Consider the following 17,765-nt stretch of genomic DNA (forward strand, 5'->3'; position numbering starts at 1 on the left):
CACAGGCTGACGACGTGTCGAATCTCGGGGGATAAGTGCCGGACCAATAACAGGGAAGTCTGTGAGGAGGCGAGGGCACAGGATCTGGCGCCAAGGGGTTGTCGCGCCGGCCACAGGAATCGATGTCGGTCTGTCCTCTGCGGGCCATTTCCACGCTGATCTGTTTTTTGCACAGCCACGACGATGTGCGCCATTCCGGCCGAGAGCCTTGCTGCAGAAGGCGCGACCCCACGAATTCATCCATCCACAGTCGAAAAAACGACTAAATGAACGGACCCTACCATTCGGACGGTCTTCGAGTGAAAAGCGAACCCGCTATAATTCGGCCCATACATTTCTCTGATAGGTTCGTGCGCAGCCCTGCGTACGGAATCCACCATGCTTTTTCCCACAGAATTTGACGTCATCGTCGTCGGTGGCGGTCATGCCGGCACGGAAGCGGCGCTGGCGTCCGCCCGAATGGGCGCGAAGACGCTGCTGCTGACCCACAACATCGAAACGCTCGGGCAGATGAGCTGCAATCCGTCGATCGGCGGCATTGGCAAGGGCCATCTGGTCAAGGAAGTCGACGCCCTGGGCGGCGCGATGGCCGCGGCGACGGACGAGAGCGGTATTCAGTTCCGGATCCTCAATTCGTCGAAGGGCCCGGCCGTGCGTGCGACGCGTGCACAGGCCGACCGCATCCTGTACAAGGCCGCGATCCGCTACCGGCTCGAGAACCAGCCGAATCTGTGGCTGTTCCAGCAGGCCGTCGACGACCTGATGGTCGAGGGCGACCGCGTGGTGGGCGCCGTCACGCAGATCGGCATCCGCTTCCGCGCTCGCGCGGTCGTGCTGACGGCCGGTACGTTCCTCGACGGCAAGATCCACGTCGGCCTGAACAACTACACGGGCGGTCGCGCGGGCGATCCGGCGGCCGTGTCGCTGTCGTCGCGCCTGAAGGAGCTGAAGCTGCCGCAGGGCCGCCTGAAGACCGGTACGCCGCCGCGTATCGACGGCCGCACGATCGACTTCTCGAAGCTGGACGAGCAGCCGGGCGACCTCGATCCGATCCCCGTGTTCTCGTTCCTGGGCCGTGCAGAGCAGCATCCGCAGCAGTTGCCGTGCTGGGTCACGCACACGAACGAGCGCACGCACGACATCATTCGCGGCGGCCTCGACCGTTCGCCTATGTATACAGGCGTGATCGAAGGCGTCGGGCCGCGTTATTGCCCGTCGATCGAAGACAAGATCCACCGGTTCGCATCGAAGGAATCGCACCAGATCTTCCTCGAGCCGGAAGGGCTGACGACCAACGAGTTCTACCCGAACGGGATCTCGACGAGCCTGCCGTTCGACGTCCAGCTCGAACTCGTGCATTCGATGCGCGGCCTCGAGAATGCGCATATCCTGCGCCCCGGCTACGCGATCGAGTACGACTACTTCGACCCGCGCGCACTGAAGGCATCGCTCGAGACGAAGGCGATCAACGGGCTGTTCTTTGCGGGCCAGATCAACGGCACGACCGGCTATGAAGAAGCGGCCGCGCAAGGCCTGCTGGCCGGCCTCAACGCGGGCCGCTACGTGCAGGAGAAGGACGCATGGTGCCCGCGCCGCGACCAGGCATACCTTGGCGTGCTGGTCGACGATCTCGTGACGCGCGGTGTGGCCGAGCCGTACCGGATGTTCACGAGCCGCGCCGAATATCGCTTGAGCCTGCGTGAAGACAACGCCGACATGCGCCTGACCGAGATCGGCCGCGAACTGGGCCTCGTCGACGACGTGCGTTGGGACGCATTCAGCCGGAAACGCGACGCTGTTTCACGTGAAACCGAACGCCTGAAATCGACGTGGGTCACGCCGAAGACGCTGCCGCCGGAAGAGGCGACCGCGCTGCTCGGCAAGGCGATCGATCATGAATACAGCCTCGCCGAACTGCTGCGCCGTCCAGGCGTCAGCTACGACGGCGTGTGCGGCCTGAGAGGCGGCGAATGCGGCCCGGCCGAGCCGCTCGCCGACGATCCGGTGCTGCTCGAACAGATCAAGGAGCAGGTCGAGATCGGCATCAAGTATCAGGGTTATATCGAGCGTCAGGCATCCGAGATCGAACGCAACGACGCGAACGAGAGCACGCGTCTGCCGGACGGTATCGATTACCGCGAAGTGCGCGGCCTGTCGTTCGAGGTGAGTCAGAAGCTCAACGAGTTCCGGCCGGAAACGATCGGGCAGGCGTCGCGCATTTCGGGCGTCACGCCGGCGGCGATCTCGCTGCTGATGGTGCACCTGAAGCGCCGCGGCCTCGGCCGCCGTAATGGCACTGCCGCAGAGGCAACGGAGCAGGGGGACGGCGCCGTCCCGACGCAACAATGACGGCGCGTCGCGCGCCGGCGGTTAATCGGGACGTACTGGAACAGATGCTCGTCGACGGCACGACGGCGCTCGGCCTCACCCTGACGGATGCACAACGCAACCAGTTGCTCGACTATGTCGCGCTGCTCGGCAAGTGGAACGCGGTCTACAACCTGACCGCGATCCGCGACCCGAAGCAGATGCTGATCCAGCACATCCTCGATTCGCTTTCGATCGTCCCGCATCTGCGTGGCCGCGCGTCGGCCCGCGTGCTCGACGTCGGCTCGGGCGGCGGGTTGCCCGGGATCGTGCTGGCGATCGTCGAGCCGGACTGGCAGGTCACGCTGAACGATATCGTGCAGAAGAAGTCGGCATTCCAGACGCAGATGCGCGCGGAGCTGAAGCTCGCGAACCTGTCGGTGGTCACCGGGCGGGTCGAATCGCTGCAGCCGGGCGTCGAAGTGCCGGAAAAATTCGACATGATCGTATCCCGCGCCTTCGCTGATCTGTCCGACTTCGTTAAACTTGCTCGACATCTGGTCGCGCCGGGCGGATCGATTTGGGCAATGAAGGGCGTACACCCGGACGACGAGATTGCACGGTTGCCGGAAGGCAGCCGTGTGAAGCAGACGATGCGGCTGACGGTGCCGATGCTCGATGCCGAGCGGCATCTGATCGAAGTGGCCGTCGACGAAGCGAAATGAAGGCGCGCGGTACGCGCCGTTTGTTTGAAGGTAAAGGGAACACACCAACGATGGCAAAGATCTTCTGCGTTGCGAACCAGAAGGGGGGCGTCGGCAAGACGACGACATCGGTCAATCTCGCCGCAAGCCTTGCAGCGCAGGAGCAACGAGTCCTGCTGATCGATCTCGACCCGCAGGGCAACGCGACGATGGGCAGCGGGATCGACAAGGCCGCGTGCGAATCGACCGTGTACGAGGTGCTGGTCGACGGCGTGTCCGTGACCGATGCACGCGTGCGTCCGGAAGGCGTCACCTACGACGTGCTGCCCGCGAACCGCGAGCTGTCCGGTGCCGAGATCGAACTGATCAGCATCGACAACCGCGAGCGCCGGCTGAAGGCGGCGCTCGAGCACGTGGCCGACGACTACGACTTCGTGCTGATCGATTGCCCGCCGACGCTGTCGCTGCTGACGCTGAACGGGCTGTGCGCGGCGCATGGCGTCGTGATCCCGATGCAGTGCGAATACTTCGCACTGGAAGGGTTGTCGGACCTCGTCAATACGATCAAGCAGGTTCACGCGAACATGAACCGCGACCTGAAGATCATCGGCTTGCTGCGCGTGATGTTCGATCCGCGCATCACGCTGCAGCAGCAAGTCTCCGATCAACTGAAAGCGCACTTCGGTGACAAGGTGTTCGACGCGGTGATTCCGCGCAACGTGCGCCTGGCGGAAGCGCCGAGTTACGGGCTGCCGGGCGTCGTGTTCGACCGCAGCTCGCGCGGTGCGCAAGCGTATCTGCAGTTCGGTGCCGAGATGATCGAACGCGTTCGCGCGTTCGAGGTGTCGTGATCCGGACATGAGCGAAGCGAGGAAGAAAGACATGAACGCGGTACCAAAGAAGAAGGGCTTGGGACGTGGCCTCGAAGCGCTGCTCGGCGGCAGCGCCGATATCACCGAAGCGGTGAAGATCGAAGGCGCACCGAACACGCTCGCGCTCGGCAAGCTGCAGGCCGGCAAGTACCAGCCGCGGACGCGGATGGACGAAGGCAGCCTGCAGGAGCTGGCGGCAAGCATTCGCGCGCAGGGCGTGATGCAGCCGATCCTGGTACGGCCTATTTCATCAGACAAATACGAGATCATCGCGGGCGAGCGGCGTTTCCGCGCGGCGCGCCTGGCAGGCCTCGACGAAGTGCCGGTGCTCGTGAAGGATGTGTCCGATCAGGCCGCCGCGGCGATGGCGCTGATCGAGAACATCCAGCGCGAGGATCTGAACCCGCTCGAAGAGGCGCACGGCATCCAGCGTCTGCTCGACGAGTTCGGTTTCACGCACGAACAGGCGGCCGAATCGGTTGGCCGTTCGCGCAGCGCGGTATCGAACCTGCTGCGCCTGCTGAACCTCGCTTCGCCGGTGCAGACGATGCTGCTGGCCGGCGATCTCGACATGGGGCACGCGCGCGCGCTGCTCGCGGTCGATGCGGCAACGCAGATCACGCTCGCCCATCAGGTCGTCAACAAGCGCATGTCGGTGCGCGAAACCGAGAAGCTCGTCGCACATACGACGAAGGAAGCGCCGGCCGTGAAGGCTCGCGCGAAGGACGACGGCGGCCGCGACACGCGCCGTCTCGAGGAGGAGTTGTCTGACCTGCTCGCGTCGACGGTGAAGATCAAGCTCGGCCGCCGCGGGCGAGGGCAGGTGATGATCGACTTCGGCAACCTCGATGCGCTCGAGGGCATTCTCGCGCGGCTGCGCGGCAACGTAGCGACCGAAGAGTAACGAGTTGGCGATGACTGAGACGGGCGCACCGGCGCCGCGCCGGTGGCTCGGATGGCTTGCGCAGGAGCCCGTGCTATCGGTGCTCGTGCTTGGCCTGATCGTGCTGCAATGGGTGCGTCCGCAACCATTTTCCGTACTCGCCGGCCGCGTCGACTGGCAGACGGTCGCGACGCTCGCGGGCCTGCTGATGCTGACCAAGGCGCTCGAGTTGTCCGGCTGCCTGATGTGGCTCGCGCACCGCATCGTGCATCACGTGCATTCCGAGCGCGGGCTCGCGATGCTGCTCGTCGTGTTCGCGGCGGTGCTGTCGATGTGGCTGACCAACGACGTCGCGCTGTTCGTCGTCGTGCCGTTGATGGTGTCGTTGCGTGCGCTGACGCCGCTGCCGTTCCGGCGGCTCGTGATTGTCGTCGCGCTGGCCGTCAACGCGGGGTCCGTCGCGACGCCGCTCGGCAATCCTCAGAATCTATTCCTGTGGCAATTGAGCGGCATGTCGTTCGGCCGATTCGTGGTCACGCTCGGGCCGCTCGCGATCGCGCTGATGGCGCTGCTGCTCGCGCTGACCGCGTGCGCGTTTCGCGCAAAACCGCTCGACCTGTCCGGCGACGTCGTCGCATTGCCCGTGCAGCGCATGCACGCGCTGATCGCCGCGGTGCTGTTCGCGGCATTCGTGCTGCTCGCCGATGCGCACCATCCGCTGCCGGGTCTGGTGGCGGTCGCGATCGTGCTGTTCGTCGTAAAACGTGACGCAGTCCTGAAGATCGACTGGCTGCTGCTGCTGATCTTCGTACTGATGTTCGTGGTGCTGCGCAGCGCGGCTGCGCTGCCCGTCGTTCACGACGCGATTGCGCATGCGCGTCTCGATTCGCCGCTGCGCGTATTTGCGGCCGGTGCCGTCCTGTCGCAAGGGATCAGCAACGTGCCGGCCGCGATCCTGCTATCGGAATTCACGCACGACTGGCGTGCGCTCGCGTTCGGCGTATCGGTCGGCGGTTTCGGTTTCGCGATCGGTTCGCTCGCGAACCTGATCGCGGTGCGTCTCGCGAAGGAGCCGCGCATGTGGCTGCCGTTCCACCTGGTCTCGATTCCGTTCGCGCTCGTGAGCGCGGCACTCGGCGCGTGGCTGCTCGTGCACGGTTGAGCGTTGCGGATGCGTGCGGCACCGGCGTGCCGTTCGAGTGGCGGGGAGGGGGCGCGACGTTCGCGATGATTGCGAGGCTGTTGATAAGGGCTGCGATTCACAGTCGATCGCCTGTGGTGGTGCGACAACTGATTGGATGATTCGACGCGTCGGCATCCGATCGAATTTCGTGCATCGGGCACGGTTGACCGGCCACAGTGTTTTGCTTGTCCCGGGTGTCGGGCCGAGTCGTTCCGGGCAGCTGCTTCACAGCGGTTTTTCGACGGCGATCGTGCCGCTTCGTTCGAGCCCGCGTCGGGCATCGCTTCCACGCCATCTACCATCACCGGACATTTTTCGAGCAAGAAATACCGGTGCAAAAATTCGACCTTACAACTGTCATCGTACGTCGTCGAATCGCGTGTTTTTCACATGATGAGGCGTCGTTTTACGCAGGTTTTTGTCGCGTCTAAAGCCTTGAATCACTTGCAACTATCGCTTACAATCGCCCGGATTTGTTAGCTAGGCACCCCTGAAAGCTTTCGGAAAGCTTGGGGCCGGGTTCAAGGATTTTGCGGAAGATTGCGATGGCGGGTCAGGCGCCGGACGACAGGCACGATGATCAGCGCACGCAACGCACCGCTTCGGCGGCCGGCGAGCGGCGCGAATCCGACGATGACTGGGATGCCGAGCAACAAGATAACAACATCGTTCCGCTCACGCGGGCAGAAGCCGAGAGGCTGTTCGGCCCGGACGTGAGCAAGCCCTCGCGCGTGACCCCATACAAGGTGGTGATCGCGCAAGTGGTCTTGTCCCTGGTTGCAACGCTGGCGTGGTGGCTGTTTTCGAAGTCGCCGGGCGCCGCTGCGCAATCCGCGTTTCTGGGTGGAGCGATCGGCTGGGTACCAAGTGCGCTGTTCGTGGCACGACTGAAGGCAGGTGGTTCGGCCACCGTGATGAGCTGGGTGATGGGCGAAGCCCTGAAGCTCGGCCTGACGATCGGGATGTTCGCAGCAGTGGCGTTCGGCTGGGCCGGCGTGCACTGGGTGCCGTTCCTCGTCACGTACCTCGTCGTGCTGAAGACGTACTGGATCGCACTGGCCTGGCGGTAAGCAACAAGCAGCGTGCGGTTTCGACAACGAACCGCACCGGCCCGTTCCCGCAATAGCGTGTTGCGGAACAGGCAAAACGATTTTCGACAATTTGGGTGGCATTAACGATATGGCAGCTAGCGAAGGCACGCGCGGTCCGGATCCGTCCGAGTACATTGCGCACCACTTGCAGAATTTCTCCACCTCGCATCAGACGTCGATTTTCGACATCCACGTCTGGAATCTCGACACGCTGTTCTGGTCGATCGTATGCGGCATCGTGACGATCCTCCTGCTGCGTCTGGCCGCCCGCAAGGCGACGTCGGGCGTGCCGGGCCGTTTCCAGTGCGCGATCGAGATGCTCGTCGAAATGGTCGAAGACCAGTCGAAGGCCATCGTCCACGGCAATCGCACCTTCATCGCTCCGCTCGCCCTTACGGTGTTCGTGTGGGTCGCGCTGATGAACTCCCTCGACTTTCTCCCGGTCGACCTGCCGGGCCGCGTCATCGGCCTGCTCGGTCTGTCGGACGTGATTTCCCACCATCGCATCGTCCCGACGGCCGACCTGAACGGCACGCTCGGCATCGCGCTCGGCGTGTTCGTCCTGATGATCTACTACAGCATCAAGATCAAGGGCGCGGGCGGCTTTGTGCATGAGCTGCTGTCGGCCCCGTTCGGTGCCCACCCGCTGCTGTGGATCCCGAACCTCGCGCTCAACATCGTCGAATATCTCGCGAAGACCGTCTCCCTCGGTATGCGGCTGTTCGGCAACATGTACGCGGGTGAGCTGTTGTTCCTGTTGATCGCCCTGCTCGGCAGCATGTGGAGCTTCGGTGGCGACGCAACGTTCCTCGGCTTCGTTGGTCACGTGATCGCGGGTAGCGTCTGGGCAATCTTCCACATCCTGATTGTTCTGTTGCAGGCATTCATTTTCATGATGCTGACGCTGGTGTATCTCGGCCAGGCGCACGACACGCACTAAGCGCGGCGTGCAAGAAAGAGTCTTCGTTTTAGTTTTTTAAATCTCAGTTCCAAGTCTTTTCACAAAGGAGTGATCATGCAAGCTTACATCGCCAACATCCAGGGTCTGACCGCCATCGGTATCGGCATCATCATCGGCCTGGGTGCAATCGGCGCCTGTATCGGTATCGCGCTGATGGGTGGCAAGTACATTGAAGCCTGCGCACGTCAGCCGGAACTCATCAACCCGCTGCAAACGAAGATGTTCCTGCTGGCTGGTCTGATCGACGCTGCATTCCTGATCGGCGTTGGTGTCGCAATGCTGTTCGCGTTCGCGAACCCGCTCCTGTCGAAGCTCGCAGGCTAAGGTTCCTCGGAAATTTGCGTCCGGCGTGAGCCGGCGCAGGGCGGAACGGAGACTTGGGGCGCTGATCGAATGCAACTCGATGAGCGCCTTACCGTTTCATTTTTCCGGAATAGCAGATAAGGAAACACCGTGAATCTCAACGCAACTCTGTTTGCGCAAATGGTCGTGTTCCTGGTCCTCGCGTGGTTCACGATGAAGTTCGTGTGGCCGCCGTTGATCAACGCCCTCGACGAACGTTCGAAGAAGATCGCCGACGGCCTCGCCGCCGCGGAGAAGGGCAAGGCGGAACTCGACGCAGCGCACAAGCGCGTGGACCAGGAACTCGCGCAGGCCCGCAACGACGGCCAGCAGCGCATCGCCGACGCTGAAAAGCGTGCCCAGGCGGTCGCCGAGGAAATCAAGGCCAACGCCCAGGCTGAAGCCGCCCGCATCGTCGCCCAGGCGAAGGCGGAAGCAGAACAGCAAATCGTGAAGGCGCGCGAAGCGCTGCGTGGCGAAGTCGCCTCGCTGGCCGTGAAGGGCGCCGAGCAGATCCTGAAGCGCGAAGTCGATCAAACGGCCCACGCCCAACTGCTGAATCAACTGAAAGCCGAGCTCTGATCATGGCCGAACTTGCAACCATCGCCCGCCCTTACGCAGAAGCGCTGTTCCGCGTGGCCGAGGGCGGTGACATCGCCGCCTGGTCCACGCTCGTGCAAGAGCTGGCCCAGGTTGCGCGTCTGCCGGAAGTACTGTCGGTCGCGTCGAGCCCGAAGGTGACGCGCACGCAAGTAGCCGAGCTGCTGCTTGCTGCGGTGAAGTCGCCGCTCGTGGCCGGCGCCGAAGCGAAGAACTTCGTGCAGATGCTGGTCGACAATCATCGCATCGCGCTGCTGCCGGAAATTGCCGAGCAGTTCGAGGCGCTCAAGAACGAACGTGAAGGTGCTGCCGACGCCGAGATCGTGAGCGCGTTCCCGCTGAACGGCGCGGATCTCGAAAGTCTCGTCTCGGGCCTCGAACGCAAGTTCAAGCGCAAGCTGAAACCGACGGTCGAAGTCGATTCGTCGCTGATCGGCGGCGTGCGCGTGACGGTCGGCGACGAAGTGCTCGACACCTCGGTTCGCGCGCGCCTCGCATCGATGCAGGCTGCCTTGACCGCCTGAGCGCCACGCCGGCACGCAACAGAATTGACTATCAGGAGCGAATAATGCAACTCAATCCCTCTGAGATCAGCGAGCTGATCAAGAGCCGGATCCAGGGCCTTGAAGCGAGCGCAGACGTTCGCAACCAGGGCACCGTGATCTCCGTGACCGACGGTATCGTGCGTATCCACGGCCTGTCGGACGTGATGCAGGGCGAAATGCTCGAGTTTCCGGGCAACACGTTCGGCCTCGCGCTGAACCTCGAGCGCGACTCGGTCGGCGCGGTGATTCTCGGCGAATACGAACACATCTCGGAAGGTGACGTCGTCAAGACGACGGGTCGCATTCTGGAAGTCCCGGTCGGCCCGGAACTCGTCGGCCGCGTGGTCGATGCGCTCGGCAACCCGATCGACGGCAAGGGCCCGGTCAACGCGAAGCTGACCGACGCGATCGAAAAGATCGCCCCGGGCGTGATCTGGCGCAAGTCGGTGTCGCAGCCGGTGCAGACGGGCATCAAGTCGATCGACGCGATGGTGCCGATCGGCCGTGGCCAGCGTGAGCTGATCATCGGCGACCGTCAGTGCGGCAAGACCGCGGTGGCGCTCGACGCGATCATCAACCAGAAGGGCAAGGACCTGATCTGTATCTACGTCGCGATCGGCCAGAAGGCTTCGTCGATCATGAACGTGGTTCGCAAGCTCGAAGAAACGGGCGCGATGGAATACACGATCGTCGTCGCCGCCACGGCATCGGATTCCGCAGCAATGCAGTATCTGGCACCGTACGCCGGCTGCACGATGGGCGAATACTTCCGCGACCGCGGCCAGGACGCGCTGATCATTTATGACGACTTGACCAAGCAGGCTTGGGCATACCGTCAGATCTCGCTGCTGCTGCGCCGCCCGCCGGGCCGTGAAGCGTACCCGGGCGACGTGTTCTATCTGCACTCGCGTCTGCTGGAGCGTGCGGCTCGCGTGTCGGAAGAGTACGTCGAGAAGTTCACGAACGGCGAAGTGAAGGGCAAGAGCGGTTCGCTGACGGCACTGCCGGTCATCGAAACGCAGGCAGGCGACGTGACCGCGTTCGTTCCGACGAACGTGATCTCGATTACCGACGGCCAGATCTTCCTGGAAACCGACCTGTTCAACGCAGGCATCCGCCCGGCAATCAACGCCGGCGTGTCGGTGTCGCGAGTCGGTGGCGCCGCTCAGACGAAGGTCGTGAAGAAGCTGTCGGGCGGTATCCGTACCGACCTCGCGCAGTACCGTGAACTGGCCGCATTCGCGCAGTTCGCATCGGACCTCGACGAAGCGACCCGCAAGCAGCTCGAGCGCGGCCGCCGCGTGACGGAACTGCTGAAGCAGCCGCAGTACCAGCCGCTGCAGGTGTGGGAACTGGCCGTGTCGCTGTACGCCGCGAACAACGGCTACCTCGACGACCTCGACGTGAAGCAAGTGCTGCCGTTCGAGAAGGGCCTGCGCGAAAGCCTGAAGACCAGCAACGCTGACCTCATCAAGCGCATCGAAGACACCAAGGATCTCTCGAAGGACGACGAAGGCGCACTGCGCTCGGCGATCGAATCCTTCAAGAAGTCCGGTGCCTATTGATCCGCGAGTGACACACTGAGGCCGCGCGGGTGCTGATGCGCCCGCGCCGCTTCGGTCAAGGAGCAAGCTATGGCTGGAATGAAGGAAATTCGCGGCAAGATCAAGAGCGTGCAGAACACGCGCAAGATCACGAAGGCGATGGAGATGGTGGCCGCATCGAAGATGCGCCGCGCGCAGGAACGCATGCGCGCTGCTCGTCCGTACGCGGACAAGGTCCGTGCCATCGCCGCGCACATGAGCCGTGCGAACCCGGAGTACCGTCACCCGTTCATGGTGGCGAACGACGGCACGAACACGGCCGGCATCATCCTCGTCACGACGGACAAGGGTCTGTGCGGTGGTCTGAACACCAACGTGCTGCGTGCGACGGTGCAGAAGTTCAAGGAGCTGGAAGAGAAGGGCCAGAAGGTCGAAGCCACCGCGATCGGTAGCAAGGGCCTCGGGTTCCTGAACCGCTTCGGCGCGAAGGTGATGTCGCAGGTCGTGCACCTCGGCGACACCCCGCATCTGGACAAGCTGATCGGCGCGGTGAAGACGCAGCTCGACCTGTACTCGGAAGGCAAGCTGTCGGCGGTTTATATCGCTTACACGCGCTTCGTCAACACGATGAAGCAGGAAGCCGTGATCGAGCAGCTGCTGCCGCTGTCGTCGGAGCACTTCGAGGCCGACGACGGTACGCCGGCCACGTCGTGGGACTACATCTACGAGCCGGACGCGCAGGCAGTCGTCGACGAACTGCTCGTGCGTTACGTCGAGGCGCTGGTGTACCAGGCCGTCGCGGAGAACATGGCGTCCGAGCAATCGGCGCGGATGGTCGCGATGAAGGCCGCGTCCGACAACGCGAAGACGGTGATCAGCGAACTGCAGCTCGTGTACAACAAGAGCCGTCAGGCCGCGATTACGAAAGAACTGTCGGAGATCGTCGGCGGCGCAGCCGCTGTTTAAGCGCGCGCCCGGACGACAACTGCGCCTTTGCGCGAGTAAAGAATCAGGTATTTAAAGGAAAAGCGATGAGTACTGCTGCTTTGGTAGAAGGCAAGATCGTACAGTGCATCGGCGCCGTTATCGACGTGGAATTCCCGCGCGACAGCATGCCGAAGATCTACGACGCGCTTATTCTCGATGGCTCGGAACTGACGCTCGAAGTCCAGCAGCAGCTGGGCGACGGCGTGGTCCGCACCATTTGTCTGGGTGCATCCGACGGCCTGCGCCGCGGTCTGACCGTGAAGAACACGGCAAATCCGATCTCGGTGCCGGTCGGCAAGCCGACCCTCGGCCGGATCATGGACGTGCTCGGCCGTCCGATCGACGAAGCCGGCCCGATCGTGAGCGAACACACGCGCTCGATCCACCAGAAGGCTCCGGCGTTCGACGAACTGTCGCCGTCGACCGAACTGCTCGAAACGGGTATCAAGGTCATCGACCTGATCTGCCCGTTCGCAAAGGGCGGCAAGGTTGGCCTGTTCGGCGGTGCTGGCGTGGGCAAGACCGTCAACATGATGGAGCTCATCAACAACATCGCGAAGGAACACGGCGGTTACTCCGTGTTCGCGGGCGTGGGCGAGCGTACCCGTGAAGGGAACGACTTCTACCACGAAATGAAGGACTCGAACGTTCTCGACAAGGTCGCGCTGGTGTACGGCCAGATGAACGAGCCGCCGGGCAACCGTCTGCGCGTCGCGCTGACCGGCCTGACGATGGCCGAGCACTTCCGTGACGAAGGCCTCGACGTGCTGTTCTTCGTCGACAACATCTACCGTTTCACGCTGGCCGGTACCGAAGTGTCGGCACTGCTCGGCCGTATGCCGTCGGCAGTGGGCTATCAGCCGACGCTGGCTGAAGAAATGGGCAAGCTGCAAGAGCGCATCACGTCGACCAAGAAGGGCTCGATTACGTCGGTCCAGGCCGTGTACGTCCCTGCGGACGACTTGACCGACCCGTCGCCGGCTACGACCTTCGGCCACTTGGACGCAACCGTCGTTCTGTCGCGTGACATCGCTTCGCTGGGTATCTACCCGGCGGTCGACCCGCTCGACTCGACGTCGCGCCAGATCGACCCGAACGTGATCGGTGAAGAGCACTACTCGATCACCCGTCGCGTTCAGCAGACGCTGCAGCGCTACAAGGAACTGCGCGACATCATCGCGATTCTGGGCATGGACGAACTGTCGCCGGAAGACAAGCTGTCGGTCGCGCGCGCACGTAAGATCCAGCGTTTCCTGTCGCAGCCGTTCCACGTTGCTGAAGTGTTCACGGGCTCGCCGGGCAAGTACGTGCCGCTGAAGGAAACGATCCGCGGCTTCAAGATGATCGTCGACGGCGAGTGCGACCACCTGCCGGAACAGGCGTTCTACATGGTCGGCACGATCGACGAAGCCTTCGAAAAGGCCAAGAAGATCCAGTAAGGGTCATGTGATCGGAGTAAGCGCTGAAGCGCTAACTCCCGTCGACCGCCGCAGGGCAAGAGCAAGCGCTGAAGCGCTAACTCTTGCCAACCGCGGCATGGGGCGGGAGTAAGTGCTGAAGCACTAACTCCGGTCGACCGCCGCGGGGCAAGAGTAGACGCTGAAGCGCCAACTCTTGCCAACCGCGGCATGGGACGGGAGTAAGCGCTAAAGCGCTAACTCCCGTCGACAGGAGTCGATATGGCAACCATCAAAGTAGACGTCGTCAGCGCGGAAGAGCAGATCTTCTCGGGCGAGGCGAAATTCGTCGCGCTGCCGGGCGAAACGGGTGAGCTGGGTATTCTGCCGGGCCACACGCCGCTGATCACGCGGATTCGTCCGGGTGCGGTGCGCATCGAAGTCGAGGGCGGCAACGACGAATTCGTGTTCGTCGCGGGCGGCATTCTCGAAGTGCAGCCGGGCGCCGTGACGGTGCTCGCCGATACCGCGATCCGCGGCAAGGACCTCGACGCGGCGAAAGCCGAGGAAGCGCGCAAGCGTGCCGAGGAAACGCTGCAGAACGCGAAGTCGGATCTCGACCTCGCGAAGGCGCAATCCGAGCTCGCGACCGCGATGGCGCAGCTCGAGGCGATCCAGCGTCTGGCGAAGATCCGCAGCCGGCACTGAGCCGCGCCGCGTATCCCGCGAAAGGAAAGCAGCCTTCGGGCTGCTTTTTTTTCGCCTGTCCTTCGCGTGCCGCGGTGTTTCGTCCGGTCGTGCTATTTCATCCGTCCGCCGCGAATTGATGTCAGAGTGTCGTCAGCGGAGCGCGTCATCATCCGCAGTCAGGCCGCCCGTCGCGAGTATGGCGACGGAGGCGGGCGCAGCAAGCGCCCGCGGTCCGATCAGACAAAAAAGACGGAGACATTCATGGCAGCAGACCTTGGCGTGGGGGCGCTGATCGCGCCCGAAAACGGACTGTCGTACGTGCGCGGCGCGACCGACGTGCCGCTATCCGAAGCGACGATCGGCAGGTTCCTGCGCGATACCGCCGGCCGCTTTCCCGACCGTCCGGCGGTCGTGTTCCGCGAGCAGCAGGTGCGCTGGACCTGGCGCGAATTCGCGGACGAGGTCGACGTGCTCGCGGCCGGCCTCGCCGCGCTCGGGATCGTGAAGGGCGACCGCGTCGGCATCTGGTCGCCGAACCGCAGCGAATGGCTGCTCACGCAGTTTGCGACCGCGCGTATCGGCGCGGTGCTCGTCAACATCAACCCGGCCTACCGGCTGTCGGAACTCGAATACGCGCTGAACAAGGTCGGCTGCAAGGCCGTGATCGCGGCCGAGCGCTTCAAGTCGTCGGCGTATGTCGAGATGCTGCAGACCATCGCGCCGGAGCTCGCGACCGCGATGCCGGGCGACCTGCAGGCGGCACGCGTGCCTAGCCTGCGCACGGTCGTGTCGATGGGCGACGTCGCGCCGGCCGGCATGTTCCGTTTCGCGGACGTGATGACACGCGGCCGCCAGGCCGTCGACCCCGCGCTGCTCGATGCGATCGGCGCGACGCTCGAGTCCACCGACGCGATCAACATCCAGTTCACGAGCGGCACGACGGGCAGCCCGAAGGGCGCGACGCTCACGCATCGCAACGTCGTCAACAACGCGCGCTCGATCGCGATGGCAATGCGCTTCACCGAGCAGGATTCGCTTTGCATCCCCGTGCCGCTGTATCACTGCTTCGGGATGGTGCTCGCGGTACTCGCGTGCGTATCGACGGGCGCGGCGATGGTGTTCCCGGGCGAAGCATTCGACCCGGTCGCGACGCTCGCGGCCGTGGCCGACGAACGCTGCACCGCGCTGCACGGCGTGCCGACGATGTTCATCGCCGAGCTCGATCATCCCGAGTTCCCGACATTCGACCTGTCGACGCTGCGCACGGGGATCATGGCCGGCTCGCCGTGCCCGATCGAGACGATGAAGCGCGTCGTATCGCAGATGCACCTGTCGGAGATCACGATCGCATACGGGATGACGGAGACGAGCCCGGTGTCGTTCCAGAGCTCGACCGACGATCCGCTCGAGAAACGCACGACGACGGTCGGCCGCATCCAGCCGCATCTCGAAGTGAAGATCGTCGATCCGAGCGGCGACATCGTGCCGGTCGGCGCGACGGGCGAGCTGTGCACGAAGGGCTACTCGGTGATGCTCGGCTACTGGGACGACGACGCGAAGACGCGCGAGGTGCTGGTCGACGGCTGGATGCATACGGGCGATCTCGCGACGCTCGACGCGGACGGCTACTGCAACATCGTCGGCCGGCTGAAGGACATGGTGATTCGCGGCGGCGAGAACGTCTATCCGCGCGAGATCGAGGAATTCCTGTTTCGGCATCCGAAGATCCAGAGCGCGCAGGTGTTCGGCGTGCCCGATGCAAAATACGGCGAGGAGCTGTGCGCGTGGATCGTGCTGCGCGCGGACGAGCAGATGACCGAGGACGACGTGCGCGCGTTCTGCAACGGGCAGATCGCGCACTACAAGATTCCGCGCTATATCCGCTTCGTCGACGAGCTGCCGATGACAGTGACGGGCAAGGTGCAGAAATTCGTGATGCGCGACCGGATGATCGAGGAACTGAAGCTCGACGTGCAGAAGACCGCGTAAGTTGGCCTGCGGCCCGGCGGCGGAAAAACGCGGCGGCCTGCGGGCCGTTGCGTTTTCGATGGACGAAAAAAAGCGGGCTTATTAGCCCGCTAAAAACCACACGCTACGGGGTTAGCGCGAGGAGACCAAAGATGAAACCGAGTCCGGCGGGGGGCCGGAAACGACTCCAACAGGGATGCCCCTGGGAAGGGCTTCGGTACGTGACCGACTGGCTCGCAGCGCTTCGCGTCCGCTCACACTTGGCACACGAGACCGCATCCGTGTTGAAACCGTTGAGGCCATTGTGGGCGAATTACCGACCCATCGCGGTAACAAAGTGTTTCAGGTTGTAACGCCCGCCAGATAAGGCTTTCCGGGATTTTTTGCTGTTTTCGGGGTCCTGAAAAAGGTCATTTTTACCCATATTTTCCGCAGCGTTTTCATCATATGCATACGGCGCGTTTTTCACGCGTATCGGGCGCGATGAATTGCCGATTTACACGTGAGAAAACGCACCGCGCGGCAGATACCGCGCATGACGATTCATTCGTCAGAAAGATTTTGAAACGTGATCGGGATGTGTGGAAGTCGGCCGTTTGGCCGATTCGGGTGATTTCGCGCGGCCGCGGAGCGCCGGGGCAAGGTGGCGATGTGTAACCGCGGCAGGCCGGCCGCCGCCGCGCAGCGATTTCAGCGGGCAGCGGCCACGGGGTCGGTGCCCGTCATCGGCCGCCGCAAAACATGCGCGCTTACTTCAGCCACTTGTCCGAAATCGCCTGGTATTCGCCGGTCGACAGTGCGAGATGCAACCACTGGTCGACGTACTGCTGGAACGCGACATCGCCGCGCGGCACCATGTACGCCTTCTCGCCGAACTGGAACGGCTTGTCCGGATGAACCGAGCACAGCCCCGGATTCAGTTTTTGCTGCAGCTGCGTCTCGGACGCATCCGTCACCATCACGTCCGCCTTGCCCGCGAGGATCTGCTTGAAGATCGTCACGTTGTCCGGATAGACGGTCAGGTTCGCGTGCGTGAAGTACTGCTTCGCGAAACGTTCGTTGGTGCCGCCCGGGTTCACGATCACGCGTGTTTCGGGCCGGTCGATCTGCGCGACGGTCTGGTATTTGTCGGCGTCCGCGCAGCGCACGATCGGCGTCTTGCCGTCGACGACGTACGGCTGCGTGAAGAACACGCGCTTCTGGCGCTCGAGCGTCGTCGATATGCCGCCCACCGCGACGTCGCATTTCGCGACGAAATCGCCGGTCAGGTTCGACCAGCTCGTCTTCACGTAGTCGGCCTTCACGCCGAGCGACTTCGCGAGCGATTCGGCCATGTCGATGTCGATGCCCTCGAAGCGGCCGTCCGCGCGGTAGTACGAATACGGCTTGTAGTCGCCCGTCGTGCAGACGCGCAGCGCGCCGCGCGCGAGCACGTCGTCGAGCCGCGAGCCGGCGCCCGGTGCGGCAGGGGCGCTGCCCGCGCCGGTCTGCGCGTGCGCGGCGGCGCAGCAAAGCAATGCGGCCGCGGCGAGCGTGGCGAATGTCTTCATCGGTCTCCTCCTTCGTTCGGTTCGATATGAGCGTCCGATCATAACGGAGCCATCGCGCGCGTCATATGGCCGCCATCGCATCGGCATGCGCAGCCTGACGCCGGCTGTCCGGTAAAATGCCGCTTTGCCTTCGCATCGTCG

General features: G+C 63.4%; 16 protein-coding genes. 15 read left to right on the forward strand and 1 reads right to left on the reverse strand.

What is annotated here, in order from left to right:
- The first annotated feature begins 378 nt into the window (after positions 1-378).
- The 15 genes from mnmG to KVT39_RS20985 all read left to right on the forward strand — a co-directional run bounded on the left by mnmG (position 379) and on the right by KVT39_RS20985 (position 16,095).
- The gene (gene mnmG / locus KVT39_RS20915) at positions 379-2,349 is read left to right on the forward strand and encodes a tRNA uridine-5-carboxymethylaminomethyl(34) synthesis enzyme MnmG (RefSeq protein ID WP_217590105.1); all 1,971 of its coding nucleotides are present in this window, start codon (positions 379-381) and stop codon (positions 2,347-2,349) included.
- Positions 2,346-3,032 carry a 16S rRNA (guanine(527)-N(7))-methyltransferase RsmG gene (rsmG, locus tag KVT39_RS20920; protein ID WP_105390374.1) on the forward strand — a complete coding sequence of 229 codons (687 nt, stop codon included), beginning with the start codon at positions 2,346-2,348 and terminating at the stop codon, positions 3,030-3,032. Before mnmG ends, rsmG begins: the two co-directional genes overlap by 4 nt.
- 50 nt (positions 3,033-3,082) lie before the next feature.
- Complete coding sequence (locus KVT39_RS20925; RefSeq protein WP_034183831.1) at positions 3,083-3,862, forward strand: ParA family protein; 780 nt, start codon at positions 3,083-3,085, stop codon at positions 3,860-3,862.
- A gap of 31 nt (positions 3,863-3,893) precedes the next feature.
- Positions 3,894-4,787 (forward strand): ParB/RepB/Spo0J family partition protein, encoded by an 894-nt coding sequence (locus KVT39_RS20930; protein ID WP_034183983.1) that lies wholly within the window; start codon positions 3,894-3,896, stop codon positions 4,785-4,787.
- A 10-nt stretch (positions 4,788-4,797) separates the two neighbouring features.
- A complete protein-coding gene (locus KVT39_RS20935; protein ID WP_034183832.1) occupies positions 4,798-5,928 on the forward strand; it encodes an SLC13 family permease in 1,131 nt (376 codons plus the stop codon).
- A gap of 566 nt (positions 5,929-6,494) precedes the next feature.
- A complete protein-coding gene (locus KVT39_RS20940; protein WP_034183833.1) occupies positions 6,495-7,019 on the forward strand; it encodes an ATP synthase subunit I in 525 nt (174 codons plus the stop codon).
- A 109-nt stretch (positions 7,020-7,128) separates the two neighbouring features.
- Positions 7,129-7,980 carry a F0F1 ATP synthase subunit A gene (gene atpB, locus KVT39_RS20945; protein WP_034183834.1) on the forward strand — a complete coding sequence of 284 codons (852 nt, stop codon included), beginning with the start codon at positions 7,129-7,131 and terminating at the stop codon, positions 7,978-7,980.
- A gap of 75 nt (positions 7,981-8,055) precedes the next feature.
- Positions 8,056-8,325: a F0F1 ATP synthase subunit C gene (gene atpE / locus KVT39_RS20950; protein ID WP_006482730.1), complete on the forward strand. Its 270-nt coding sequence runs from the start codon at positions 8,056-8,058 to the stop codon at positions 8,323-8,325.
- A 129-nt stretch (positions 8,326-8,454) separates the two neighbouring features.
- Entirely contained in the window at positions 8,455-8,925 is a 471-nt protein-coding gene (locus KVT39_RS20955) for a F0F1 ATP synthase subunit B (RefSeq protein WP_006751767.1), read from the forward strand.
- A gap of 2 nt (positions 8,926-8,927) precedes the next feature.
- Positions 8,928-9,467, forward strand: coding sequence for a F0F1 ATP synthase subunit delta (locus KVT39_RS20960; protein ID WP_034183835.1), 540 nt, complete (start codon positions 8,928-8,930; stop codon positions 9,465-9,467).
- 44 nt (positions 9,468-9,511) lie between these two features.
- Positions 9,512-11,053, forward strand: a complete 1,542-nt coding sequence (gene atpA / locus KVT39_RS20965; protein WP_034183836.1) for a F0F1 ATP synthase subunit alpha — start codon at positions 9,512-9,514, stop codon at positions 11,051-11,053.
- Positions 11,054-11,122: 69 nt separating this feature from the next.
- Positions 11,123-11,998 (forward strand): F0F1 ATP synthase subunit gamma, encoded by an 876-nt coding sequence (gene atpG / locus KVT39_RS20970; RefSeq protein WP_034183837.1) that lies wholly within the window; start codon positions 11,123-11,125, stop codon positions 11,996-11,998.
- Between the two features lie 65 nt (positions 11,999-12,063).
- The gene (atpD, locus tag KVT39_RS20975) at positions 12,064-13,458 is read left to right on the forward strand and encodes a F0F1 ATP synthase subunit beta (RefSeq protein WP_034183838.1); all 1,395 of its coding nucleotides are present in this window, start codon (positions 12,064-12,066) and stop codon (positions 13,456-13,458) included.
- Between the two features lie 240 nt (positions 13,459-13,698).
- A complete protein-coding gene (locus tag KVT39_RS20980; RefSeq protein WP_006477288.1) occupies positions 13,699-14,124 on the forward strand; it encodes a F0F1 ATP synthase subunit epsilon in 426 nt (141 codons plus the stop codon).
- Between the two features lie 243 nt (positions 14,125-14,367).
- Entirely contained in the window at positions 14,368-16,095 is a 1,728-nt protein-coding gene (locus KVT39_RS20985; protein WP_217590106.1) for an AMP-binding protein, read from the forward strand.
- A 728-nt stretch (positions 16,096-16,823) separates the two neighbouring features.
- Here the strand turns inward: KVT39_RS20985 and KVT39_RS20990 are convergent.
- Positions 16,824-17,624: a transporter substrate-binding domain-containing protein gene (locus KVT39_RS20990; protein ID WP_217590107.1), complete on the reverse strand. Its 801-nt coding sequence runs from the start codon at positions 17,622-17,624 to the stop codon at positions 16,824-16,826.
- Positions 17,625-17,765 lie beyond the last annotated feature (141 nt).

The sequence above is a fragment of the Burkholderia sp. GbtcB21 genome (assembly GCF_019091065.1).
Taxonomy (GTDB): domain Bacteria; phylum Pseudomonadota; class Gammaproteobacteria; order Burkholderiales; family Burkholderiaceae; genus Burkholderia; species Burkholderia pyrrocinia_C.